The 22,832-nt window shown below is 65.5% G+C and carries 21 protein-coding genes and 1 tRNA gene; 13 read left to right on the top strand and 9 right to left on the bottom strand.

What is annotated here, in order from left to right:
- Nucleotides 1-32: 32 nt before the first annotated feature.
- Both RPS27_RS14025 and RPS27_RS14030 read right to left on the bottom strand, forming a co-directional pair.
- On the bottom strand, nucleotides 33-572 hold the full coding sequence (locus RPS27_RS14025) for a hypothetical protein (protein ID WP_249131353.1): 540 nt from the start codon (nucleotides 570-572) through the stop codon (nucleotides 33-35).
- Nucleotides 573-607: 35 nt separating this feature from the next.
- Nucleotides 608-2,170, bottom strand: a complete 1,563-nt coding sequence (locus RPS27_RS14030; RefSeq protein WP_313754072.1) for a hypothetical protein — start codon at nucleotides 2,168-2,170, stop codon at nucleotides 608-610.
- 419 nt (nucleotides 2,171-2,589) lie between these two features.
- On the opposite strand from RPS27_RS14030, the gene RPS27_RS14035 reads away from it, so the two are divergent.
- Complete coding sequence (locus RPS27_RS14035; RefSeq protein WP_212064861.1) at nucleotides 2,590-3,861, top strand: MFS transporter; 1,272 nt, start codon at nucleotides 2,590-2,592, stop codon at nucleotides 3,859-3,861.
- Between the two features lie 119 nt (nucleotides 3,862-3,980).
- On the opposite strand, the gene RPS27_RS14040 is transcribed toward RPS27_RS14035, so the two are convergent.
- A tRNA-Leu gene (locus tag RPS27_RS14040) sits at nucleotides 3,981-4,067 on the bottom strand.
- A 150-nt stretch (nucleotides 4,068-4,217) separates the two neighbouring features.
- Here RPS27_RS14040 and RPS27_RS14045 point away from each other — a divergent pair.
- Nucleotides 4,218-5,183 (top strand): complex I NDUFA9 subunit family protein, encoded by a 966-nt coding sequence (locus tag RPS27_RS14045; RefSeq protein ID WP_212064860.1) that lies wholly within the window; start codon nucleotides 4,218-4,220, stop codon nucleotides 5,181-5,183.
- Between the two features lie 85 nt (nucleotides 5,184-5,268).
- Here RPS27_RS14045 and RPS27_RS14050 read toward each other — a convergent pair whose 3' ends face one another.
- Entirely contained in the window at nucleotides 5,269-6,075 is an 807-nt protein-coding gene (locus RPS27_RS14050) for an undecaprenyl-diphosphate phosphatase (protein ID WP_211415254.1), read from the bottom strand.
- 169 nt (nucleotides 6,076-6,244) lie between these two features.
- Here RPS27_RS14050 and RPS27_RS14055 point away from each other — a divergent pair, with 169 nt between their 5' ends.
- The 3 genes from RPS27_RS14055 to RPS27_RS14065 all read left to right on the top strand — a co-directional run bounded on the left by RPS27_RS14055 (nucleotide 6,245) and on the right by RPS27_RS14065 (nucleotide 9,055).
- A complete protein-coding gene (locus tag RPS27_RS14055; protein ID WP_211415253.1) occupies nucleotides 6,245-6,937 on the top strand; it encodes a glutathione S-transferase family protein in 693 nt (230 codons plus the stop codon).
- Nucleotides 6,886-8,061, top strand: a complete 1,176-nt coding sequence (gene queG, locus RPS27_RS14060) for a tRNA epoxyqueuosine(34) reductase QueG (RefSeq protein WP_212064859.1) — start codon at nucleotides 6,886-6,888, stop codon at nucleotides 8,059-8,061. Before RPS27_RS14055 ends, queG begins: the two co-directional genes overlap by 52 nt.
- A 196-nt stretch (nucleotides 8,062-8,257) precedes the next feature.
- Nucleotides 8,258-9,055: an acyl-CoA thioesterase domain-containing protein gene (locus RPS27_RS14065; RefSeq protein ID WP_212064858.1), complete on the top strand. Its 798-nt coding sequence runs from the start codon at nucleotides 8,258-8,260 to the stop codon at nucleotides 9,053-9,055.
- Between the two features lie 63 nt (nucleotides 9,056-9,118).
- On the opposite strand, the gene RPS27_RS14070 is transcribed toward RPS27_RS14065, so the two are convergent.
- Nucleotides 9,119-9,586: a nuclear transport factor 2 family protein gene (locus RPS27_RS14070; protein ID WP_212064857.1), complete on the bottom strand. Its 468-nt coding sequence runs from the start codon at nucleotides 9,584-9,586 to the stop codon at nucleotides 9,119-9,121.
- Between the two features lie 60 nt (nucleotides 9,587-9,646).
- Nucleotides 9,647-10,459: an alpha/beta hydrolase gene (locus RPS27_RS14075; RefSeq protein ID WP_212064856.1), complete on the bottom strand. Its 813-nt coding sequence runs from the start codon at nucleotides 10,457-10,459 to the stop codon at nucleotides 9,647-9,649.
- Nucleotides 10,460-10,708: 249 nt separating this feature from the next.
- On the opposite strand from RPS27_RS14075, the gene infC reads away from it, so the two are divergent.
- Entirely contained in the window at nucleotides 10,709-11,248 is a 540-nt protein-coding gene (gene infC, locus RPS27_RS14080) for a translation initiation factor IF-3 (RefSeq protein ID WP_080672213.1), read from the top strand.
- 145 nt (nucleotides 11,249-11,393) lie between these two features.
- On the opposite strand, the gene RPS27_RS14085 is transcribed toward infC, so the two are convergent.
- Nucleotides 11,394-11,798, bottom strand: coding sequence for a hypothetical protein (locus RPS27_RS14085; RefSeq protein WP_211415249.1), 405 nt, complete (start codon nucleotides 11,796-11,798; stop codon nucleotides 11,394-11,396).
- A gap of 271 nt (nucleotides 11,799-12,069) precedes the next feature.
- On the opposite strand from RPS27_RS14085, the gene rpmI reads away from it, so the two are divergent.
- The 5 genes from rpmI to RPS27_RS14110 all read left to right on the top strand — a co-directional run bounded on the left by rpmI (nucleotide 12,070) and on the right by RPS27_RS14110 (nucleotide 17,191).
- The gene (rpmI, locus tag RPS27_RS14090) at nucleotides 12,070-12,270 is read left to right on the top strand and encodes a 50S ribosomal protein L35 (RefSeq protein ID WP_008539890.1); all 201 of its coding nucleotides are present in this window, start codon (nucleotides 12,070-12,072) and stop codon (nucleotides 12,268-12,270) included.
- An 80-nt stretch (nucleotides 12,271-12,350) separates the two neighbouring features.
- The gene (rplT, locus tag RPS27_RS14095) at nucleotides 12,351-12,710 is read left to right on the top strand and encodes a 50S ribosomal protein L20 (protein WP_194405215.1); all 360 of its coding nucleotides are present in this window, start codon (nucleotides 12,351-12,353) and stop codon (nucleotides 12,708-12,710) included.
- 223 nt (nucleotides 12,711-12,933) lie between these two features.
- Nucleotides 12,934-14,016 (top strand): phenylalanine--tRNA ligase subunit alpha, encoded by a 1,083-nt coding sequence (gene pheS, locus RPS27_RS14100; protein ID WP_211415248.1) that lies wholly within the window; start codon nucleotides 12,934-12,936, stop codon nucleotides 14,014-14,016.
- Entirely contained in the window at nucleotides 14,013-16,421 is a 2,409-nt protein-coding gene (gene pheT, locus RPS27_RS14105; RefSeq protein ID WP_313754073.1) for a phenylalanine--tRNA ligase subunit beta, read from the top strand. Before pheS ends, pheT begins: the two co-directional genes overlap by 4 nt.
- A complete protein-coding gene (locus tag RPS27_RS14110; RefSeq protein ID WP_194405219.1) occupies nucleotides 16,418-17,191 on the top strand; it encodes a sulfite exporter TauE/SafE family protein in 774 nt (257 codons plus the stop codon). The genes pheT and RPS27_RS14110 overlap by 4 nt, the downstream gene beginning before the upstream one ends.
- A 26-nt stretch (nucleotides 17,192-17,217) precedes the next feature.
- On the opposite strand, the gene RPS27_RS14115 is transcribed toward RPS27_RS14110, so the two are convergent.
- Nucleotides 17,218-18,606, bottom strand: a complete 1,389-nt coding sequence (locus tag RPS27_RS14115; RefSeq protein ID WP_212064854.1) for a flavin monoamine oxidase family protein — start codon at nucleotides 18,604-18,606, stop codon at nucleotides 17,218-17,220.
- A 192-nt stretch (nucleotides 18,607-18,798) separates the two neighbouring features.
- Here RPS27_RS14115 and RPS27_RS14120 point away from each other — a divergent pair, with 192 nt between their 5' ends.
- Nucleotides 18,799-19,779 carry a YiiX/YebB-like N1pC/P60 family cysteine hydrolase gene (locus RPS27_RS14120; protein WP_212064853.1) on the top strand — a complete coding sequence of 327 codons (981 nt, stop codon included), beginning with the start codon at nucleotides 18,799-18,801 and terminating at the stop codon, nucleotides 19,777-19,779.
- 117 nt (nucleotides 19,780-19,896) lie between these two features.
- Here RPS27_RS14120 and RPS27_RS14125 read toward each other — a convergent pair whose 3' ends face one another.
- Complete coding sequence (locus tag RPS27_RS14125; protein WP_007598521.1) at nucleotides 19,897-20,172, bottom strand: metal-sensitive transcriptional regulator; 276 nt, start codon at nucleotides 20,170-20,172, stop codon at nucleotides 19,897-19,899.
- A gap of 75 nt (nucleotides 20,173-20,247) precedes the next feature.
- On the opposite strand from RPS27_RS14125, the gene RPS27_RS14130 reads away from it, so the two are divergent.
- Nucleotides 20,248-22,707 (top strand): heavy metal translocating P-type ATPase, encoded by a 2,460-nt coding sequence (locus RPS27_RS14130; RefSeq protein WP_211415243.1) that lies wholly within the window; start codon nucleotides 20,248-20,250, stop codon nucleotides 22,705-22,707.
- Nucleotides 22,708-22,832 lie beyond the last annotated feature (125 nt).

Raw genomic sequence — 22,832 nt, forward strand, 5'->3', positions numbered from 1 at the left:
GACAATGATGCGGCCGCGCCCGCGCAACCCCCTCAGGGCGCCTTCTTCGGCGCGGCGGGCTTGGCAGGCGTCACCTGGGCATGCGGCTGTGCCGATGCAGCTTCCGGCGTCGCGATCGCGATCGCGAACAGGCGCCATTGCCCGGCCACGATCTGAAACGTCAGATCGAACTGGATCTGCTGCGGCCGGGTCGGAATGTAACCTGCGAGGCGCAGCATCCCGCGCTGATCGAGCGCGGGCGCTTCGCTGAATTGCGGCGCCAGCAATGCCGCAGCATAGAGATCGAAATTGCGGCGCCGCAGGTCGAGAAAATTCAGGGCGAGGTCTGCGGCGGTGTTGCGCGCCTGGAAGTCGGGCGCCGCGAGGTCGCGCAGCACCGTATAATTGCCGGTGCGGTTGGCATCATTCAGCGTGAGCAGCGTCGAGCGGATCAGATAGAGCGCCTTCTCCAGCGTGACGGGCAGCGACGGCTGCGCCGGGGCCGGTCCGGGCGTCTTCTGCTGCGCCATCGCCCCGCTGCCGCAGGACAGCAGCAGCGCCAGTGCAATCACGGCTCGCACGATCAATCGCATGGCACGGCCCTTTGCATGCAATGGCCCTGCGGCCTTCACCAGCCGACGCGCATGCCGACGCGACCGCCCAAGCCGCCGCCGTTCGTGCCATAGGTCAGCCCGCCGCTGGCCTGCACGTGCTCGCTGACACGCAGCGCCGCACTCATGGAGAGCGCATTGGTGTTCTGGAACGTGCCCCAGTTCATGCTCATCGCGATCTTCTCGGACGGCATCAGCCAGGGCGAGCCGGACATCGCGAAGGCCATCGCGACACCGTTGACCGCCTTGCCGGTCCTGCCGTCGAGGTCGTTGAGCCGGGCATTGATGCCTGCGAGCTGGCTGTTGATGCCTGCGATATCCGCGGGGCTCGCAAACCCGAGCGCGCTGAGCGAGGTGGCGGCGAGATTGCCGGCAGCGTCAGTGGTGACGAGCTGCACGGGCCCTGATTGCGCGGCCGTGCTCGCGGCCGAGGTGACGCCTGACATCGTGTAGGTATTGCTCGCCGTCCCGTAAACCTGCTGGTTCGCGCGCGTCGCGGTGGCGCCGTTGCCGATCGCGGTCGAGTTCGCGAAAGTTGCCGATGCGCCATTGCCGAAGGCCGACGAGTTCGCGCCGGTGGCGTTGGCGCCGTTGCCCACGGCGGTGTTTGCGACACCGTTTCCGCTCGCATTGGCGCCGTTTCCGATGGCGGTGTTGAAGCTGCCGGTGCCGCTGGCATCAGATTGCGCACCGTTCGCGACGTTCCCCGAATTGGTGCCATGGGCATGCGCCAGATAGCCGGTCGCCGTGTTGAAGCTGTTGGTGCCGTAGGCGACGGCGGCGTTGCCGGTGGCGACGTTGTTGCTTCCGGACCCGCTCGCGTTGGTATTCACACCGGTCGCGATATTGAAGCTGTTGTCGCCGGTCGCGTTGGAGTTGGGGCCTGTCGCGATGTTGCCGCTGCCGTTGCCGTAGGCGTTGGCGTTGGTCCCCGTCGCGGTGTTGGCGCTGCCGTCCCCGTAAGCCCTGGCGACAAACCCGGTCGCAACATTTCTGCTGTTGTTGCCGGAGGCATTGGAACTGCGCCCGGTCGCAACGTTCCTGCTGTTGTCGCCGTTGGCCAGGGCGGTGAGCCCGGACGCGAGATTACCGCTGTTGTTGCCGCTGGCGTTGGCTCCGGCGCCGGCCGCGATATTGTTGCTGTTGTCACCGCCGGCCTGCGCGTTGTTTCCGGACGCCATGTTTTTGCTGCCGTCACCGCTGGCGATGGCTCCCGCTCCGGTCGCGCTGTTGAAGCTGTTGTTGCCGCTGGCGTTGGCATTGTTTCCCGTCGCAATATTGGAGCTGCTATGGCCGCTGGCATTGGCGGAACCGACGGCAATATTGCTGCTGGCATTTCCGTCAGCGTAAGCGCCGCTCCCGATCGCGGAGTTGTTGCTGCCCGCACCCGGAGCGGAGGCGGAGGGCCCGCAGGCAAAATTGCCCCCTGAGCCGGCCGCACTGGCGCCTTGATCGGACAAGGTACCATCCACGCAGATGAACTGGGCCCGGGCTTGCGGCGCGCCGGCACAGGCCGCGATCGCGGCAAGCAATGCCGTCGTGAGACAAGCGGCGATTCGCGCGCGCGATGAAATCATCATGTTGGTCCCCACCCCGTCCTCCAACCTTGCGACCGGCAAGTGGCGCACGAAGAACGAAGACCGCCGTCACTTCCAGCCCCAGGCCGCCACCGCGTCAAAACGATTGACGCTTGCGTGGCACGGCGACACTCAAAGCATGCAGTCCATGGCTTTGGAAGACGCCGGATGCGCGAGGGACCGCGCGGCATTGCGTCCTCCCATATTCATGGGGTGCGGGGCCGGCGCCCGGCTTCTCAGCCCGCGCACGCCTTTCGCGAAGCCGCCGGACGGTTGGCCGGATCGCGGGCTGTTGCACGGATCCCACAACCCGGCGCGAGCTTCGGATTCCGTCAGGAATGAGGGCCGTGCGCCCGTGAAAATCATGCGGGCCCACCCCATCTTCCGCTTTCTCTCCCCGCCCCCCGACGAAATCGAGATCCATGACCGAACAGACGCTCGCTGCGCCTATCGACGCCCCATCGGAACAGCCGCGCGGCTTTTCGCGCTACCAGGCGCTTCTCATCGCGCTGCTCGCGTTCACGCAGTTCACCATCATCCTCGACTTCATCATCATGTCGCCGCTCGGCGCCATCCTGATGCCCGCGCTCGACATCACGGCCACCCAATTCGGCGTCGCGGTGTCGGCCTACGCGTTCAGTGCGGGCATTTCGGGCGTGCTGGCCGCCGGCTTTGCCGATCGCTTCGACCGCAAGCGCCTGCTGCTGTTCTTCTATGTCGGCTTCACGCTCGGCACCGCGCTCTGCGCGGCGGCGCCGAACTACCACGTGCTGCTCATGGGCCGGATCGTGACCGGATTGTTCGGCGGCGTGATCGGCTCGGTGGTACTCGCCATCATCACCGACCTGTTCCCGCTGCAGATGCGCGGCCGCGTGATGGGGATCATCCAGACGGCGTTCGCGGCGAGCCAGGTGCTCGGCATTCCCGCCGGGCTGTTTCTCGCCAATCACTGGAGCTGGCATGTCTGCTTCATCGCGATCGTCGTGGTGTCGATCGCCGCGATCGCCATCATCGCCTTCGCCATGGAGCCGGTCGATGCGCATCTGAAGCTGAGGCAGGACAAAAACCCGTTCCACCATCTGATCGCGACGCTCGCGCAGCCGCGCTACACGCTGGCCTTCGCGGTCACGACGCTGCTGGCGACCGGCGGCTACATGCTGATGCCGTTCTCCAGCGCCTTCACCGTGCACAATCTCGGCATCGACATCACGCATCTGCCGACGATCTATCTCGTCTCCGGCCTGTTCAGCATCGTCACGGGGCCGCTGGTCGGCCGAGCCAGCGACGCGTTCGGCAAATACCCGACTTTCGTGTTCGGCTGCGTGATGACCGTGATCATGGTGCTGATCTACACCCATCTCGGCCACGTCTCGCTGGTGACCGCGATCGTCGTCAACGTGCTGATGTTCATCGGCATCTTCTCGCGCATGATCCCCTCGCAGGCGCTGATGTCGGCGATCCCCGATCCGACCCAGCGCGGCTCCTTCAGCGCGGTCAGCGCCTCGCTGCAGCAGCTCTCCGGCGGCCTCGGCTCGGTGCTCGCCGGTGCGATCATCGTGCAGGCGCCCGACGGGGCGCTGCTCCATTTCGACCGGATCGGCTACGTCGTCGTCGCCACGACGATCATCACGCTGGTGATGATGTATTTCGTGCAGAAGGCGGTGGCGGAGCGGACGGGGAAGCGGGTGGTGTGAGGGGAAAGCCGACGAGTTCGGTCCGGAACGGGCCCCTCATGGCCGGCGGTAGCGGGATCGCCGTCCGGCCAGCGCCTGCGATTGGAAGCAGCCCTATTTGGGGACCAAATCCCGCAAAATGGTGCCCAGGAAAGGACTCGAACCTTCACGGCCGTTAAGCCACTGGCACCTGAAGCCAGCGCGTCTACCAATTCCACCACCTGGGCATGCCGTTTGGGGCACGGAGGCGGTTACTACGGTTCGGTGACGCCGTTGTCAATTCATGCTTGCGGCCCGGTCGGGATGCCGATTGCGCATCGCAAACCGGCCCGATACAAGCCTGACAAGACGCACTCTTTTCCGCAGGATTGGCTCCCATGGCATCGAATCTGGAAACTCTCGTCACGGTTTTCGGCGGATCGGGGTTTTTGGGCCGGAATGTCGTCCGTGCCCTGTGCAAGCGCGATTATCGGGTCCGGGTCGCGGTGCGGCGGCCGGAACTGGCCGGGTATCTCCAGCCCTCCGGCAGGGTCGGGCAGGTCCACACCGTGCAGGCCAATCTGCGCTATCCGGCTTCGGTCGAAGCCGCGCTGCGTGATTCGCATGTCGTGATCAATCTGGTCGGCGTCCTCACTGAAGCCGGCGAGCAGACCTTCGACGCGGTCCAGGCCAGGGGTGCCGAGACGGTCGCCAAGGCGGCGGCCGCGGCAGGGGCCCGCCTGGTGCATGTCTCGGCAATCGGGGCCGACGCCGAATCGCCCTCGCGCTACGCCAGGGCCAAGGCGGCCGGCGAAGCCGCGGTCTTGGCCGCGGTGCCCTCGGCCACGATCTTCCGCCCGTCCGTGATGTTCGGCCCCGAGGACCAGTTCACCAACCGCTTTGCCGCGCTGGCCCGGATCTCGCCGGTGCTGCCGCTGATCGGCGGCGAGACCAAGATGCAGCCGGCCTATGTCGGCGACGTCGCCACCGCGATCGCGGACGCCGTCGACGGCAAGGCCAAGGCGGGCGCCACCTACGAGCTCGGCGGGCCTGAAGTGCTGACCATGCGCGAGATCATCGAGGCCATCCTCGCCATCACCGATCGCGAGCGGATGCTGGTGCCGCTGCCGTTCGGCCTCGCCCGCTTCAAGGCCGCCTTCCTGCAATTCGCGCCGGGCGCGTTCAAGCTGACGCCGGACCAGGTCACGCTGCTGGAGCGCGACAATGTCGTGTCCGACGCGGCGAAAGCCGCCGGGCTGACGCTGGAAGGCCTCGGCATCCAGGCCGATTCGCTGGAAGCGATCGCCCCGCAATATCTCTGGCGTTTCCGCGCCGCCGGCCAGTTCCAGCGCAAGAGCGCGTGAGGAGCCGCCAGGAACGTGGATGCCCGGCACAAGGCCGGGCATGACGAGCTTCGACGTCGCGACTGCTGTTACCTGAACTTCGCGCCTACCGGCCGAGCGCCAGCGCGATCAGGCCGAGCGTGCCGACGATGACGCGCCACCAGGCGAACACCACGAAGCCGTGCCGGGTGACGTATTCCAGGAACGTCTTGACCACGATGATCGCGGTGATGAACGACACCACGAAACCGATCGCGACGATGCCCATATGGTCCATCGTCATCTCGGAGCGGTTCTTGTAGAAATCGTAGGCGAACGCGCCGATCATGGTGGGGATGGCGAGGAAGAACGAGAACTCCGCCGCCGCGCGCTTGTCGGCACCCAGGAACATCGCGGCGACGATGCTGGCACCGGAACGCGACACGCCCGGGATCATCGCCACGCACTGCGCGATGCCGATATAGAGATACATCAGCAGCGGAAACCTCGTGGCGTCATGCTCGCGCGGCTTGAGATCGAGCTTGTCGACCCAGAGCAGGATGGCGCCGCCGACGATCAGCGTGAAGCAGACGACCCAGGGATTGAACAGCACGCTCTTGATGTATTTACCGGCGACGAGGCCGACGATCACAGCGGGCAGGAATGCCACCAGCACGCCGATCACGAAGCGGCGCGAATAGGTGTCGCCCGTGAAGAAGCCGATCACGACGTCCCAGAGCTTCTTGAAATAGAGGCCGACGATGGCGAGGATCGCGCCGAGCTGGATCAGAACCGTAAACGAATCCCAGAACGCGCCTTCGCCGAGATGGAAGAAGCGCTCCGCGAGCAGCAGATGGCCGGTCGAGGATACGGGAAGGAACTCGGTCACGCCCTCGATGATGCCGAGGATCACTGCCCGTATTGCGTCTGACATATTTACGGTCCATTTCGGCTTGAAAAGCGGGGCTCTTCTCGCCTATTCGCCCCTATGCCGCAATCGCAAAATGCGACATCACGCCCTTGCCTCGCGGTTTTGAAGGACTAGTGTGGCACCGCACAAACATTGATGGATTCTTAAGCACCATCAAATAGTCAAAGGCTTCATGTTTACGCTGTTTCATCATCCGTTCTGTCCGCATTCGCGCTTCATCCGCTTGATCGCGGGCGAGTACGGGCTCGACCTGAAGCTGGTCGAAGAGCGCAGCTGGGAACGGCGCGAGGCATTTCTGCTGCTCAATGCGGCGGGGACGACACCCGTCATGGTCGACGACGAGCAGCCACCGGTCCCGGGCGCGGCGATCATCGCGGAATATGTCGACGAAGCCTATGGCGCCGAGATGGGACCCAAGCGCCTGATGCCGGAGACGATTTCCGAGCGCGTCGAGGTGCGCCGGCTGATGGCCTGGTTCAACGAGAAGTTCTTCGAGGAGGTCTCGCATCCCCTCGTCACCGAGCGCATCTACAAGCGCTTCATGAGCGAGGAGAACGGCGGCGGTGCGCCTTCCGCCGACGTGATGCGCGCCGCCAAGGCCAATGTGCGCTATCATCTGGCCTATATCGGCTGGCTGGCGCAGACGCGCAATTTCCTCGCCGGCGACCGGCTCACTTACGCGGACCTCGCCGCCGCGGCGCATCTTTCGGCGATCGACTATCTGGGCGACGTGCCATGGAGCGAGGACGATTCAGCAAAGGCGTGGTACGCGCGGGTGAAGTCCCGCCCGTCGTTCCGTCCGCTGCTGAGCGAATGGCTGGCCGGCGTGCCGGCATCGCGGACCTACGTGGACCTGGATTTCTGAGTTCCGATCCGACTGAACTGAAAACGGCGCTCGCACGCGAAGCGCGTGCGCTCGGCTTCGACTGCATCGGCGTTACCGCACCCGGCACGATCGAGAACGCCGGAAGATACTTCCTCGAGTTCATCGCATCCGGCGGCCATGGCGACATGGACTGGCTGGCGGCACAGCCGGAGCGCCGCGTCGATCCACGCGGGCTGTGGAGCGACGTGCGCAGCGTGATCATGCTCGGCGTCAATTACGGCCCCGACTCCGATCCGCTCGCGGTTCTCACGCAGCGCACGCGCGCAGCGATCTCGGTCTATGCGCAAGGCGACGATTATCACGACCTCATCAAGAAACGGCTGAAAGCGCTGGCGCGCTGGCTGGTTGCGACCGCGCCGTCGGACGTGAAAGTGTTCGTCGACACCGCGGCGGTGATGGAGAAGCCGCTGGCGCAGACCGCGGGTCTCGGCTGGCAGGGCAAGCACACCAACCTCGTCTCGCGCGGGTTCGGCTCATGGCTGTTTCTCGGGGCGATCTACACAACGCTGGAGTTGCCGAGCGACGCCGCGGAGATCGATCATTGCGGCTCGTGCCAGGCCTGCCTCGACATCTGCCCGACCGCGGCATTCCCCGCGCCCTACAAGCTCGATGCGCGGCGCTGCATCTCCTATCTCACCATCGAGAACAAGGGGCCGATCCCGCGCGAATTCCGTAAAGCCATCGGCAATCGCATCTATGGCTGCGACGACTGTCTCGCCGCCTGTCCCTGGAACAAGTTCGCGCAGGAGGGACGCGAAGCGAAGCTCGCGGCGCGCGATGAGTTGCGCGCGCCGTCACTTTCCGAGCTGGCGCGGCTCGACGACGCCGCGTTTCGCGCGCTGTTCACAAAATCCCCGGTGAAACGCATCGGCCGCGACCGCTTCTTGCGCAACGTGCTGATTGCGATCGGCAACTCCGGGGAGGTCGCGCTGGCGGGCGAGGCGCGGCGATTGCTGGATGATGCCAGTCCGCTGGTGCGTGGGGCTGCGGTGTGGGCGTTGGGGCAGCTGGTGGAGCGGGAGGCGTTTGCGGCGCTGAGCCTGCATGCTCTCGATCGCGAGCCCGACGAGAGCGTTCGTGAGGAGTGGCAAGCCGCTTCCTAGCTCTCCGCTGTCATTCCCCGCGGAAGCGAGGAATCCAGTACGCCGCAGCTTCTCGATTCATCACGGCCGTCACGGAGTACTGGATCGCCCGCCCCAGTCGCAATTGCGCACAAGGCGGGCGATGACACCGTTGTTGAGGCCAATGTGTGCGCCTCCCACCCTTGATTTCTCCGCTCATTCCCGCAATCTCGCGCGCATGACAAACATGCCTTTCTTCACGCGCGACGGCGACACATTCCATCCGACGGAAGTCGCAAACGGTCCATGGGATCCGAAATCGCTGCATGGTCGCGTCATCGTCGGCCTGCTGGGCTTCGCCATCGAGGAGCGCCATTCCGGTCCCGACTTGGTGCCGGCGCGGCTCACCGTCGACATGTTTCGGCTGCCGACCATCGACAAGCCGATCGAGGTGACGACGCGCCTGGTGCGCGACGGGCTGCGCATCCGCGTGGTCGAGGCGGAATTCGTCTCCGGCGGAGTCAGCATGGCGCGCGCCTCCTGCCAGCTGCTGCGCAAGACGCAAAATCCGGACGGCAATGTCTGGTCGCCGCCGAACTGGGACGTGCCGAAGCCGTCAGACATTCCAAAACCCACCGATCCCAGGCTCGGCATGAACGGCAAATGGACGACGCGCCCGATCGTCGGCCACATGGGCTCACTCGGACCGCGCCGGCTCTGGATGAGCGAGGTGCGCGAGCTCGTCGCCGGCGTGCCGATGACGCCGTTCGTCCACGTCGCCACCGGCGCCGATTTCGCCAGCCCCTTTGCCAATGCCGGCGACAAAGGTCTCGGCTACATCAACAGCGACGTGACGATCTATCTGCATCGCCTGCCGGTGACGCAGTGGATCGGTTTCGAGGTGGTGAACCACCACGCCACGGATGGCGTCGCGATCGGCGAATGCTGGCTCTATGACGAAGCGGGCCCGATCGGCACCGCAACGGTCGCCGCGCTGGCGCAGCGCAAGCCGATGGCGAATCCGTCGAAGCGGTAGGGAGCGCGCGCCTTTCTCCGCTTGTCATTCCGGGTTCGCGCTTCGCGCGCCCCGGAATGACGGTCAGGCGAGATGCCGCTGCATCTCCGGCCGCTGCTTCAATTCCATGCCCTGCTTGGCGACGATCTTCGCGATTCTTGCCGGCGCGAACTTCAGATCGACGAACGCCGGCGCCGTGTTGGCGACCTCGTGATAGCTGACGATCTGCCCCTCACGAAGCGTCATGATCGCCACGCCCTCGAACATCGCACGCGCACCATTCGCCTCCGGCAGCGTCGAGCGATAGCTGAAAGTGTAGCGCGCATAGAGCGTGGTGCCGTCGGTGACGGGGTCATGCATGTCCCAGCGAAAATCGGTCGCCGTGCGATAGAACCAGTCGTCGATCATCGCGGCGATCTTTTCGCGGCCTGCGAAGGCGCCGTAGAAGACGTCGTGATAGACGCCGTCTTCGGTGAAGAGCTCGGCAAAGGCGCGGCCGTTGCGTTGCTCGACGGCGTCGCAGAAAGCGCGCAGCATGGCGATGGTGGTCATCGTGTTATCCTCCCGGCGCTCTTCTTTCCCTCTCCCCTTGTGGGACAGGGGGGAACAGTTTCACCCGATCTCGGCCACCGCGGCAAGAATCCGCGCGATGTCTTGCGGGCGGGAGAGGCGGTGGTCGCCGTCCTGGATCATGGTCAGCACGACGTCGTCGGCCGGCAGACGGTGCGTCAGCGCGAAGGCGTGCTGCCAGGGCACATCCGGGTCCTGGGCGCCCTGCAGGATGCGAACCGGGCAGCCGAGATCGATGGCGCTGCCGAGCACGAGATGGTTGCGCCCCTCCTCGATCAGCTTCCGCGTGATCGGATAGGGCGAGCCGTCGCCATAGTCCGACGGCCGCATCCAGACGCCCTTGGTCTCGATCTCCTGCTTCACAGCAGGCGAAAAATTCTTCCACATCAGCTCTTCGGTGAAATCGGGCGCCGGCGCGATCAGCACGAGCCCAGCAAGCGAGGCCTTGGCTTGTTGTTTCTCTTGTCGCTTCTTGATCTCGCGCGCGAGCAACAGCGCCATCCAGCCGCCCATGGAGGAGCCGATCAGAACCTGCGGCCCCTCGCAAAAGCGCTCGAACACCGCGACGCTGTCCTCGAGCCAGCTGCCGATGGTTCCATCGGCGAAATCGCCGCCGGATTCGCCGTGACCGGAATAGTCGAACCGGACGATGGCGCGGCCGTGATCCCGGGCCCAGGCGTCCAGCGCCAAGGCCTTGCCGCCCTGCATGTCCGACTTGAATCCGCCCAGCCAGACCAGGCCAGGCCCCGAGACATGGTCCTTCCCGGCACGGCGGCGCACCGCGATCCTGCGTGCGGACGGCCCCTCGCCAACGTTGATGAAGTCGGGCACGGCATCGGGAATTGCTGAAGTCATGGAACGTTTACTCTGGCTGTGCGGTTTGAGCTGTCCGGGGTGCCTCCTGCGACGCAACCGGGATGCGGCTGCGCCCTTTGGGACGCTTGCGGAACAGACGCAAGGTGTCTATGTCGGTCAGCGTGCCCGGGCGTGGCCAAAATACCTCGCATTTGAGGGTTTTTCGCGTCCCGCATGAGCGACTTGCTTGCCGGCAACCGCAACTTCCTTCAAGATAGCCGCTTCTTTCACAACTTTGGAGAACCACCCATTCGCCGTCCTAATAAAGCTCCGCCCGCTGCCAGCAAAGACGGGCCGCGCATCAATGATGATATCCGCAATGCGCAGATCCAGCTGATCGACGCGGCCGGTGACAACAAAGGCACCGTCGAGACAGTTATGGCAATCCGCATGGCTCAGGAAGCCGGCATGGATCTTGTCGAGATCTCGCCGAACGTCAGCCCTCCCGTCTGCAAAATTATGGACTACGGGAAGTACAAGTATTCGGCACAGAAGAAAGCCGCCGAAGCCCGCAAGCGGCAGAAGACCGTCGAGATCAAGGAGATCAAGCTCCGCCCGATGATCGACGATCACGATTACGACGTGAAGATGCGCGCGATGCAGCGGTTCTTCGAAGAGGGCGACAAGGTCAAGATCACGCTGCGCTATCGCGGCCGCGAAATGGCGCACCAGGAGATCGGCACCAAATTGCTGGACAAGATCAAGACCGACGTGGCCGAACTCGCCAAGGTCGAGCAGGACGCGCGCTTCGAGGGCCGCCAGGTCGTCATGGTGCTGGCGCCGCGCTGATTCCAGCACGTTAGGACGTTAAGAGGTTCAACGGCCCGTCCGGATTTCCGGCGGGCCGTTTTGTTTTGGCAAAGGTGCAACCCGCAAGCGCTGCTGCAACTCGCCCGCTTGCGGGAGAGAGAGCGCACCGAGCGCCTGGCGACAGTTACGTCCGTGTCGCCTGCCAGGTGCCGCTGCAGGCGTCGCCGGAAATGACGCCCTTCCACGAGCCGGCGCCGTTGACCCCAGCGAGCCGGCCGCCACCGTTGGCATGGGACGCGCCGACCGAGACCTGGACCGCGACCGCGCCGCCGCGCCTGACCGTGCCGGAGACCCGGCCGCCGCCGGCGGACGAGACCCGGCTACCCGTGACGGTGAAGGGCACGCTGTAGCCCGAGCTGCAATTGCCCCTTGTGGTGGCGAAGGTGACATTCCAGATGCCGTCATAGCCGCCGGCACGGGCATCGGCGGTCGATGGCAGCGCGGCCGTGGCCAGCACGGCGAACAGCGCCAGATGGCGCGGGCGGGCGAAACCGGTCAGAGACGAAAGCAATTGGGAAAAATCGGCCATTGTGGTCCTGCTCCAGGCGACAAACTTGGACATGAGGGCAGCAATTCCGGATAGTCGCGGGGCAGGTTCCGGTGGTTCATCGTTGCCAATTGGCTTGTCCTCTGCCATAAGCCCAGCCTTCATCGCCCGGCTGATTAAGGGCTGCCGTGGCGGTGTTTCGTGCGGGTTTCGCGCTTGTTCGTAAAACCTGAGCACAATCAACGCTCTAACGAGCATTTTTGACGGCCAGCCGCCTTCGCGGGCGGAACTCTGTGGCCATTAGGAGAGCCAAATGCCCAAGCTGAAGACCAAATCGGGCGCTAAAAAGCGCTTCAAGGTGACTGCCACCGGCAAAGTGATGCACGCCCAGCGCGGCAAGCGTCACGGCATGATCAAGCGGACGAAGAAGCAGATCCGTCAGCTCCGCGGCACCCGCGTGCTGTTCAAGACCGACGGCGACAACGTCAAGAAGTACTTCTTGCCGAACGCCTGATCGCGTCCCCGATCATTGCCAACCGTGCCGCGTCTTGCGCGGCAATCCGATAACCAAAGTCATCTCTGAAGGATTTCGTCATGTCTCGCGTCAAACGCGGTGTGACCGCCCACGCCAAGCACAAGAAAGTCTACAAGGCCGCCAAGGGCTTCTACGGCCGCCGCAAGAACACCATCCGCGCCGCCAAGCCGGCCGTCGAGAAGGCGATGCAGTACGCCTTCCGTGACCGCAAGCGCAAGAAGCGGACGTTCCGCGCGCTCTGGATCCAGCGCATCAACGCTGCCGTCCGTCCGTTCGGCATGACCTACAGCCGGTTTATCGACGGCATGGCCAAGTCCGGGATCACCGTGGACCGCAAGGTGCTGTCGGATCTGGCGGTCAACGAGCCCGCCGCGTTCCAGGCGATCGCCGAGAAGGCCAAAGCCGCGCTGGCGGCCTGATACGGCGCAAGCCGTCCTCCACTGTGCTCTGCGCAGCGTTCAGCTTGTGATGGCCCCTGGGGCAGAGGCGCTTCTTGCGCCTTGATGCCCCGGCCGTCTCTCGCGCAAACACTTCTCCGACGTGGAAGCCCGGCGCATTTTCGCGAAGACGCGCTTCGCGCTTCTGGGCCGGGCGTAACGGGCTAGGATCATCGGCTCAGCATCCTGGCCAAAAGGGATTGCCATGACCGATCTTGCCCAGCTCCAAGCCCAGATCATCGCCGACATCGCCGCCGCCGCCGACGAGGGCGCGCTCGAAGCCGTGCGCGTCGCAGCCCTCGGCAAGAAGGGTTCGATCTCCGCGCTGCTCGCAACGCTCGGCAAGATGTCGCCGGACGAGCGCAAGTCGCAAGGCGCCGCGATCAACCAGGCCAAGGACGAAGTCACCCAGGCGCTCGCGGCAAGGCGCGACGTCCTGAAGTCGGCGGCGCTCGATGCGCGGCTGGCGTCCGAGACCGTCGACGTCACGCTGCCGCTGCGCGAGGCTCAGGCCGAAGCCGGCCGCATCCATCCGCTGAGCCAGGTCTGGGACGAACTGACCACGATCTTCGCCGACATGGGATTCTCGGTGGCCGAAGGTCCCGACATCGAGACCGACGATTACAACTTCACCAAGCTGAACTTCCCGGAAGGCCATCCCGCGCGCGAGATGCACGACACGTTCTTCTTCCATCCGAAGGAGGACGGCTCGCGCATGCTGCTGCGGACGCACACCTCGCCGGTGCAGGTGCGCACCATGCTGAGCCAGAAGCCGCCGATCCGCGTGATCTGCCCGGGCCGTACCTACCGCATCGATTCGGACGCGACCCACACGCCGCAATTCCACCAGGTCGAAGGCCTCGTCATCGACAAGACCTCGCATCTCGGCCACCTCAAATGGATCCTGCACGAATTCTGCAAGGCGTTCTTCGAGGTCGACCACATCAACATGCGCTTCCGACCCTCGTTCTTCCCGTTCACCGAGCCGTCGCTGGAAGTCGACATCCAGTGCCGCCGCGACAAGGGCGAGATCCGCTTCGGCGAGGGCGAGGACTGGCTCGAGATCCTCGGCTGCGGCATGGTGCATCCGAACGTGCTGCGCGCCTGCGGCATCGATCCCGACGAGTACCAGGGCTTCGCCTGGGGCATGGGCATCGACCGCATCGCCATGCTGAAATACGGCATCGCCGATTTGCGCCAGCTGTTCGACAGCGACGTCCGCTGGCTGAGCCATTACGGCTTCAAGCCGCTCGAAGTACCAACGCTTGCCGGAGGGCTGAGCTCGTGAAATTCACCCTCTCCTGGCTGAAGGATCATCTCGAGACTGATGAGCCGCTCGACAGGCTTGCCGAGAAGCTCACCATGATCGGGCTCGAGGTCGAGAACATCGAGGACAAGGCGAAGGCGCTCAAGCCCTTCACCATTGCGAAGGTGATTTCCGCCGAGCAGCATCCGAATGCGGATCGTTTGCGCGTGTGCATGGTCGACACCGGCGACGGTGGCGCGCCGGTGCAGGTCGTGTGCGGCGCGCCGAATGCGCGTGCGGGTCTGGTCAGCGTGTTCTCGCCGCCCGGCACCTACATCCCCGGCAAGGACATCACGCTGGGCGTCGGCACCATCAGAGGCGTCGAGAGCCGCGGCATGCTGTGCTCGGCCGCCGAGCTGCAGATCTCTAACGATCATGACGGCATCATGGAATTGCCGGCGGATGCGCCGATCGGCGCAGGTTACGCCGAATGGGCGGCGCTCGGCGATCCCGTGGTCGAGATCAATTTGACGCCGAACCGGCAGGACTGCACCGGCGTGCACGGCATCGCGCGCGACCTCGCCGCCGCCGACATGGGCAAGTTCAAGGACCCGACCATCAAGCCGATCAAAGGCGAATTCCTCTGCCCGGTGAAGGTCACGGTCGAGGACACCTCGCTCTGTCCGGGCTTCGCGCTTCGCCTCGTGCGCGGGGTCAAAAACAGGCCGTCGCCGGAATGGCTGCAGAAGCGGCTGACCGCGATCGGCCTGCGCCCGATCAACGCGCTGGTCGACATCACCAACTTCATGACCTACGACCGCGCGCGCCCGCTGCACGTGTTCGACGCCAAGAAGGTGAAGGGCAATCTCGTCGTACGCCGTGCGCGCGACGGCGAGAGCCTGCTGGCGCTCGACGGCCGCACCTACAATCTCGATCCCGCGATTTGCGTGATCGCGGACGAGCATGGCGTCGAATCGCTCGCCGGCATCATGGGCGGCGAGGCCTCGGGCTGCGACGAGACCACCACCGACGTGCTGATCGAAGCGGCGCTGTGGAACGAGATCAACGTCGCCCAGACCGGCCGCAAGCTCGGCATCAATTCCGATGCGCGCTACCGTTTCGAGCGCGGCGTCGATCCGGCCTTCATGGTGCCCGGCCTGGAGCTTGCGACGAAACTCGTGATGGAGATGTGCGGCGGCGCGCCGTCCGAGACCGTCGTCGTCGGCAAATCCTTCGGCGACGACCGCGTGATCGATTTCCCGGTCACCGAAGTGAAGCGTCTCTCCGGCATCGACGTGCCGCAAGCAGAGATGAAGCGCATCCTGACCCATCTCGGCTTCATGATGGCTGGCCCGGGGCCGGTCGTGAAGGTCGCTGTGCCGTCCTGGCGCTCCGACGTGCACGGCAAGGCCGACATCGTCGAGGAGATCGTCCGCATCTTCGGCGTCGACAAGGTTCCGATGACGCCGTTCGAGCGCGGCGAGGACGCGCGCAAGCCGGTGCTGACGCCGCTCCAGCTGCGCACGCGCCGGGCCAAGCGCGCGCTCGCGGGCCGCGGCATGGTGGAGGCGGTGACCTGGTCCTTCATCACCAAGAGCGCGGCACAGTTGTTCGGCGGCGGCCAGCGCGAACTCGAAGTCGCCAACCCGATCGCGTCGGATCTCTCCGACATGCGTCCGACGCTGCTTGCGGGCCTGATCGCGGCGGCACAGGCGAACGCCAACCGCGGCGTGAACGATGTCGCGCTGTTCGAGGTTGGCCAGGTGTTCAAGGGCGATCGCCCGCAGGACCAGTTCATGGCCGCGAGCGGCGTCCGCCACGGCATTGCTTCGTCCGAAGGCCTGGGACGGCACTGGACCGGCTCGGCGCAGGCCGATGTTTTCGACGCCAAGGCTGATGCGCTGGCGGTCCTGGCAGCAAGCGGCGCGCCGATGCAGGCGCTGCAGATCGTGTCCGGTGGACCGTCCTGGCTGCATCCGGGCCGCTCCGGCACGATCCAGATCGGACCGCAGAACGTGCTCGGTTACTTCGGCGAGGTGCATCCGCGCGCGCTTGAAGCACTCGGCGCCGACGGCCCGCTTGTCGTATTCGAGGTGATCCTGGACCGTATCCCGGAGGCGAAGAAGAAGCCGACCCGCGCCAAGCCGCTGATCGAACTCTCGGCGTTCCAGCCCGTGTCGCGCGACTTCGCGTTCATCGTCGATCGCACCGTGAAGACGGGCGACATCGTGCGCGCCGCGCAAGGTGTCGACAAGAAGCTCATCACCGGCGTCAACGTCTTCGACGTCTATGAGGGCAAGGGCATCGACGAGGCCAAGAAATCGATCGCGATCGCGGTGACGCTCCAGCCGCGCGAGAAGACCCTGACCGATCAGGAGATCGACGCCGTCGCGGCGAAGATCGTCGCCGAGGTCACGAAGAAGACCGGCGGCATTCTTCGCGGATGACCCTCGCTGATTTCCTCCCCAAGGACGTCAGCCTCACCATCGCGATGGCGCTCTGCGCCGTCGCTTTCGTTTCGGGCACCGCCCGCGGCTTCTCCGGCTTCGGTTCGGCCCTGATCTTCATGCCGCTCGCGAGCAGCATCGCGGCGCCGCGACTCGTTGCGGCGCTCCTGCTCGTCATCGATTTCGTCTCGGCGGCGCCGCTGCTGCCGGACGCGTGGCGGAAGGCTGACCGCAAGGCCACCGCCGTGATCGTGCTGGGCGCGCTGGTCGGCGTCCCCGTCGGCACCTATTTCCTCAGCGTGCTCGAGCCCGTCACCACGCGCTGGATCATCTCCTGCTTCGTCACCGCGCTCCTGCTTCTGCTGCTGTCGGGCTGGCGCTATCGCGGCAAGGACCATTCCTGGCTCTCGGTCGGCATCGGCGGGCTCTCCGGCTTCTGCAGCGGCCTCGCGCAGACCGGCGGCCCGCCGATCGTCGGCTATTGGCTCGGCCGACCGATCGCGCCGATCGTCGCGCGCGCCAACATCGTGCTGTTCTTCGGCGCCTCTGATTTCTTCTCGATGATCAGTTACGCGACCACGGGCCTGATCAGCCGCGAATCGCTGGTGCTGTCGCTGATCGTTGGACCGGTCTATGCGATCGGCGTCGCCTTCGGCGCCTCGCTTTTCGGACGCGCGAGCGAAAAGGTGTTTCGCGGGATTTGCTACGGACTGATTGCGTTGGCGGTGATTTTTGGATTACCGGCGCTGGACGGGGTGTTGCGCCGATAATCTCCGCTGTTTTGAGGCGGAGTGCCCTACTGCCGCGGCACGCGCCGCTTCTTGGTCGATTGCGTCGGCACATCCGCTGGGTCGTCCTTGAGCGCGCCGATCTTGCGCAGGGCGGCATCCGCGGCCCGCTCGCCGCTTTCCCAGGCGCCGTCGACGGTGCCCCACAGCGTCTCATGGGTGGCTTCGCCGGCGAGGAACACATTGCCGATCGGCTCGGTCAGAATCTTTCGCGAGAGCTGACCGCCGGGTGACGCCGCCGACATCGCGCCCATCACGTAGGGCGAGGCGTTCCAGCGCGTGACGCTGGTCTTCTGCACGGCGGCCGCCGCCTCGCTGCCGAACAGCTTCGTAATCCATTCCCTGGCAAAGGCGACCATGGCCTTCTCGCCCTGCTCGGACAGTTCGCGGCCGAACGCGCCGCCGACATCGATGGAGCAGAGCGAGGATCCCCCGATATTGGCGAACATCAGCGCCGTACGCGTCGAATTGCTCTGCTCGATCAGGCTGTCGTCGCGCGACAGGCCGAGCGGATTGCCCGGCAATTGCAGCATGATGCGATCGTAGCTGCCGAGGCCGAGTTTCGACGCCGCGTCCAGCGTGCGCTTGGGAATGTCGGGCGTGAACTTGATCGCGCCAGATGTCAGCACGTTGGTCGAGACCGTGACGATGACGGCACGCGCGGCGATCTTGCCCCCTTGCGTCTCCACACCGACGTCGCGGCTGCTCCAGGCTATGCGGCTCACCGGGCTCGACAGCGCCACCGGCGCCTGCTCGCCGAGCTTGGTGATCAGCGTGCCCAAGCCCTGACGGCAGGCGATCGCCGCGTTGCGGTCCTGCGCGCGGCCCTTGTCGATCGCGGACAGCTCCTTCAGATCCTTGCCGGCGAAGCTCGCGCCCAGCATGAACTCGGCCGCGCCCGCCCAGTCGCCGAGATCCTTCGGCAGCACGGACGCGCAGGAGGTATCGAGCTTTCCCCGCGCCGCCTCGTCGATGGCGCGGTTGGCGCGCACCAGCGCCGCCAGGAACTGCTCGGTCTCGCCCGCTCGCGCGTTGCGGCGGCCGATACGCATCTTCTGGCCGGACGGCGCCGGCAGCACGTCGAGCCCGGCGGAGCGCGCCAGCCGGATCATCGGATTGGTGTCGGGATTGTGCATCCAGCGCGCACCGCGGTCGAACGGCGTGTCGAAGGTCGTGCTGTCGGTGATACAGCGGCCGCCAATTTGCGATGCCGCTTCCACCACGACGACCTTGCGGCCCGTCGCCATGATGCGCCGCGCCGCGGCGATGCCCGCAGCCCCCGCCCCGACCACGACGATGTCGGCCTCGCGCGGCAAGGGCGCGGCGCTTGCGCGCAGGACCGGCATCGCGGCAAGGCCCGCCGACGCGACAAGGAAACCGCGGCGCGTGATTGTCATGTCATGGTTTCCGAGGACTTGCGGCAAACGGGAACAGTTAGCGAACCTTGCCGCATCTGATGTTGCACGGCAACCATCATGGTGAATCAATCGTGCTTGACCTCACGGTTTGATGAACCGAATGGCAACACGTTTCGACCATGATAGAGAAGGGAAAAAGACGGCCGGAAAAGGCCGTGGGGGGAGTTTGAAATGGGGACGGTCCTAGATTCAGTCGGCAAGTTGATTGCCGCGTACCTCTCCAAGGAGGTGCCCGGCTACGAGCCGTTCACACCAAGCGACCCCGAGCACCTGCGCGGCGTCATCGAGCCCGGCGACGTGCTGCTGGTCGAGGGCAACAACCGCATCTCCGGCATCATCAAATATCTGACCCAGTCGACCTGGTCGCATGCCGCGCTCTATGTCGGTCCGGTCGAAGGCGCCGCTGAGCCCGATGGCGAGCCGCACGTGCTGATCGAGGCCAATATCGGCGAAGGCGTCACCTCGGCGCCGCTGTCGAAATATTTCCCGTATCACACCCGCGTTTGCCGCCCGGTCGGGCTGTCCTATGAGGATCGCACCACGGTCTGCCGCTATGCGATCAACCGCATCGGCTTCGGCTACGACACTAAGAACATCGTCGACCTCATGCGCTTCCTGTTTCCGCTGCCGGTGCCGCAGCGCTGGCGGCGACGCATGATCGCGATCGGCTCGGGCGATCCGACCAAGATCATCTGCTCGGCGCTGATCGCGCAGGCCTTCGACGCCGTGCGCTACCCGATCCTGCCGAAGATCACCAAGGCCGGCAGCCGCGCCGCCCGCCGCGAGATCCTGCACATCCGCGATTCCTCGCTCTACATGCCCCGCGACTTCGACATCTCGCCCTATTTCGAAGTCGTCAAACCCACCATCGTGCACGGGTTCGACTACACCGCTCTGCACTGGGCCGACAAGCAGAAGCCGCTCGAGGAGGTAGCGGGCACATTCAGTGTGTTTCCAGAAACGATCAGTGCGCCGCCGCTCGTTCCTGAAGCGGTTGACCAAGAGGCGCCGGATGAGATTCCGGCTGAGCAAGTGAGTGCGGATGTTGCAGTGGCCGGAAGCGTCACTGCTTCCGAGCATGTCCCGCTGCTGAAGAAGCTGGCGATGTACCGCCCGCGTCGGCGTGGCCGCGCAAGAGTGAAAGCGGCATAACCACTGCGGTCCCTCCGTTCGCAGGCACGACACCGAGTGTGTTGCGGGACTTCTCCTCACGAACCGTCATTGCGATCGGCGTAGCGGCGAAGCTGCGCTCGCGACAACGGTGAAAACCTACCGCTCCGCCCGTCCGATCACCGCCATCAGCTCCGCGATCTTCTCGCGCTGGTCGGCCTTGTCGCCGCTCGCGATGGCGTGCTCGACGCAATGGGCGACGTGATCCTTCAGGACTTCTTCCTCGACCCGGCGCAGCGCGGCACGCACCGCCGAGATCTGCGTCACGATGTCGATGCAGTAGCGGTCCTCCTCTACCATTTTCGAGAGGCCGCGAACCTGGCCCTCGATCCGGCCCAGGCGTTTTCCGACAGATGCCTTGATGTCCTTGCGCATGAGGTCTATATACCCCTACCGGGTATGGGTTGCAAGCCCGGATACGAGACCAGGCATAAGGGCCGGAGCATGGCAATGAACAACAACGAGCACGGGCATCATCACGACACGGACAAGCCTTCCGGATGCGGTTGTTCGAGCAAGGCGGCGCCGGCCGCCAAGCCCGCGACCTCCTCGTGCTGCGGGGGTCACGGCGATCATTCCGGCCATGCCCATCATCACACCCATGACCGCGGTGACGCCTTGACTGGGGTCAAGGACCCCGTCTGCGGCATGAGCGTCGATCCCGCGACCTCGAAGCACCGCTTTGACCATCACGGCGAGACCTTCCATTTCTGCTCGGCCGGCTGTCGCACCAAGTTCGCCGCCGATCCCGCCAAATATCTCGCCAAGGAGAAGGCGCCCGAACCCGAGATGCCCGCGGGCACGATCTACACCTGCCCGATGCACCCCGAGATCCGCCAGGTCGGTCCCGGCAGCTGCCCGATCTGCGGCATGGCGCTGGAGCCGGAAGTCGCGAGCCTGGAGAGCGGACCCAACCCCGAGCTCGCCGACATGACACGCCGGTTCTGGATCGGCGGCGCGCTGGCGCTGCCGGCCGTGGTGCTGGAGATGGGCGGCCATCTCGCGGGTCCCCACAACTGGATCGACGCGACGCTCTCGAACTGGATCCAGCTCGTTTTCGCCACGCCGGTGGTGCTGTGGGCCGGCTGGCCGTTCTTCGTCCGCGGCTGGCAATCGCTGCTGACGCGCAACCTCAACATGTTCACGCTGATCGCGATGGGCACGGGCGTTGCCTATGTCTACAGCGTCCTCGGCACCGTCACGCCGCAGATCTTCCCTGCCACTTTCCGTGGCCATGAAGGCGCGGTTGCCGTCTATTTCGAGGCGGCTGCCGTCATCACCGTGCTGGTGCTGCTCGGCCAGGTGCTGGAGCTGCGCGCGCGTGACGCGACCTCGGGCGCGATCAAGGCGCTGCTGCAGCTCGCGCCGAAGACCGCGCGCCGCGTCGATGCCGATGGCAGCGAGCACGAGGTCGAGATCGATACGCTTCATGCCGGCGACCGCTTGCGCGTTCGTCCCGGCGAGAAGGTGCCGGTCGACGGCATCATCCTGGAGGGGCGCTCCTCGCTCGACGAATCCCTAGTGACGGGCGAGTCCATGCCGGTCACCAAGGAAGCCGGCGCCAAGGTCATTGCCGGCACGCTGAACCAGTCGGGCAGCTTCGTGATGCGCGCCGACAAGGTCGGCCGCGAGACGCTGCTGTCGCAGATCGTGCAGATGGTCGCGGACGCGCAGCGCTCGCGCGCGCCGATCCAGCGCCTCGCCGATCAGGTCGCCGGCTGGTTCGTGCCCACCGTGATCGTCGTCGCTCTCGTCGCGTTCGGCGCATGGGCCTGGTTCGGACCGGAGCCGCGGCTGGCCTTCGGCCTCGTTGCCGCCGTCAGCGTGCTGATCATCGCCTGCCCCTGCGCGCTGGGCCTTGCGACGCCGATGTCGATCATGGTCGGCGTCGGCCGCGGTGCGCAGGGCGGCGTGCTGATCAAGAACGCCGAGGCACTGGAGCGGATGGAGAAGATCGACACGCTGGTGGTCGACAAGACGGGCACGCTGACCGAGGGCAAGCCCAAGGTGGTCGCGATCGTGCCGGCCGCCGGCTTTGCGGAAGATGACATCCTGCGGCTCGCGGCCAGCGTCGAGCGCGCCAGCGAGCATCCTTTGGCTGACGCGATCATGCGCGCGGCCAAGGAGAAGCAGCTCGCGCTCGGCCAGGTCGAGCACTTCGACTCGCCGACCGGCAAGGGCGCCACCGGCAAGGTCGAGGGCAAGACCATCGCGCTCGGCAACGCCAGATATCTCGCCTCGATCGGAATCGACACGACAGTGCTCGACGCCGAGGCCGAGCGGCTGCGCCAGGACGGCGCGACCGTGATCAACATGGCCGTCGACGGTGCGCTTGCCGGCCTGTTCGCGATCGCCGATCCGGTCAAGGCCTCGACCCCGGAGGCGCTGAAGGCGCTGGCAGACGAAGGCATCAAGGTGATCATGCTGACCGGCGACAACCGCACCACGGCGGAAGCGGTAGCGCGCCGGCTCGGCATCTCCGAGGTCGAGGCCGAGGTGCTGCCCGACCAGAAGAGCGCGGTGGTGAGCAAGCTGCAAAAGGCCGGCCGCATCGTCGCGATGGCCGGCGACGGCGTCAACGACGCGCCGGCGCTGGCCGCCGCCGAAGTCGGCATTGCTATGGGCACCGGCACGGATGTCGCGATGGAGAGCGCCGGCGTCACACTGCTCAAGGGCGATCTCACCGGCATCGTCCGCGCGCGAAAACTGTCGCAGGCGACCATGAGCAACATCCGGCAAAACCTGTTCTTCGCCTTCATCTACAATGCCGCCGGCATCCCGATCGCGGCCGGCATCCTCTATCCCGCCTTCGGCCTGTTGCTCTCGCCGATCATCGCCGCGGCGGCGATGGCGCTGTCCTCGGTGAGCGTGGTCGGCAATGCGCTGCGCCTGCGTGCGACGCGGCTGTAGGGATGGCTGCGTAGCCTGGATGGAGCGCAAGCGAAATCCGGGGGCCTGCCCTCATATTGGCACCGCCCCGGATTGCGCTTCGCTCCATCCGGGCTACGGTTCAGGGGACACAGGCGGGAGCATCT

Origin of the sequence: Bradyrhizobium sp. WYCCWR 12699 (assembly GCF_032144035.1) — a bacterium.
In the GTDB taxonomy this organism is placed as follows: domain Bacteria; phylum Pseudomonadota; class Alphaproteobacteria; order Rhizobiales; family Xanthobacteraceae; genus Bradyrhizobium.

Excerpts from the sequence above, each read along its gene's own strand:
- RPS27_RS14125 (WP_007598521.1), bottom strand. The coding sequence starts at position 20,172 with ATGCGCAAGGACATCAAGGCATCTGTCGGAAAACGCCTGGGCCGGATC.
- queG (WP_212064859.1), top strand. The coding sequence starts at position 6,886 with ATGGCTGGCCGGCGTGCCGGCATCGCGGACCTACGTGGACCTGGATTT.
- rplT (WP_194405215.1), top strand. The coding sequence starts at position 12,351 with ATGTCTCGCGTCAAACGCGGTGTGACCGCCCACGCCAAGCACAAGAAA.
- RPS27_RS14075 (WP_212064856.1), bottom strand. The coding sequence starts at position 10,459 with ATGACTTCAGCAATTCCCGATGCCGTGCCCGACTTCATCAACGTTGGC.
- RPS27_RS14030 (WP_313754072.1), bottom strand. The coding sequence starts at position 2,170 with ATGATGATTTCATCGCGCGCGCGAATCGCCGCTTGTCTCACGACGGCA.
- RPS27_RS14035 (WP_212064861.1), top strand. The coding sequence starts at position 2,590 with ATGACCGAACAGACGCTCGCTGCGCCTATCGACGCCCCATCGGAACAG.
- RPS27_RS14065 (WP_212064858.1), top strand. The coding sequence starts at position 8,258 with ATGACAAACATGCCTTTCTTCACGCGCGACGGCGACACATTCCATCCG.
- rpmI (WP_008539890.1), top strand. The coding sequence starts at position 12,070 with ATGCCCAAGCTGAAGACCAAATCGGGCGCTAAAAAGCGCTTCAAGGTG.
- pheS (WP_211415248.1), top strand. The coding sequence starts at position 12,934 with ATGACCGATCTTGCCCAGCTCCAAGCCCAGATCATCGCCGACATCGCC.
- RPS27_RS14115 (WP_212064854.1), bottom strand. The coding sequence starts at position 18,606 with ATGACAATCACGCGCCGCGGTTTCCTTGTCGCGTCGGCGGGCCTTGCC.
- RPS27_RS14050 (WP_211415254.1), bottom strand. The coding sequence starts at position 6,075 with ATGTCAGACGCAATACGGGCAGTGATCCTCGGCATCATCGAGGGCGTG.
- RPS27_RS14025 (WP_249131353.1), bottom strand. The coding sequence starts at position 572 with ATGCGATTGATCGTGCGAGCCGTGATTGCACTGGCGCTGCTGCTGTCC.
- RPS27_RS14110 (WP_194405219.1), top strand. The coding sequence starts at position 16,418 with ATGACCCTCGCTGATTTCCTCCCCAAGGACGTCAGCCTCACCATCGCG.
- RPS27_RS14070 (WP_212064857.1), bottom strand. The coding sequence starts at position 9,586 with ATGACCACCATCGCCATGCTGCGCGCTTTCTGCGACGCCGTCGAGCAA.
- RPS27_RS14130 (WP_211415243.1), top strand. The coding sequence starts at position 20,248 with ATGAACAACAACGAGCACGGGCATCATCACGACACGGACAAGCCTTCC.
- RPS27_RS14045 (WP_212064860.1), top strand. The coding sequence starts at position 4,218 with ATGGCATCGAATCTGGAAACTCTCGTCACGGTTTTCGGCGGATCGGGG.
- RPS27_RS14120 (WP_212064853.1), top strand. The coding sequence starts at position 18,799 with ATGGGGACGGTCCTAGATTCAGTCGGCAAGTTGATTGCCGCGTACCTC.
- RPS27_RS14055 (WP_211415253.1), top strand. The coding sequence starts at position 6,245 with ATGTTTACGCTGTTTCATCATCCGTTCTGTCCGCATTCGCGCTTCATC.
- RPS27_RS14085 (WP_211415249.1), bottom strand. The coding sequence starts at position 11,798 with ATGGCCGATTTTTCCCAATTGCTTTCGTCTCTGACCGGTTTCGCCCGC.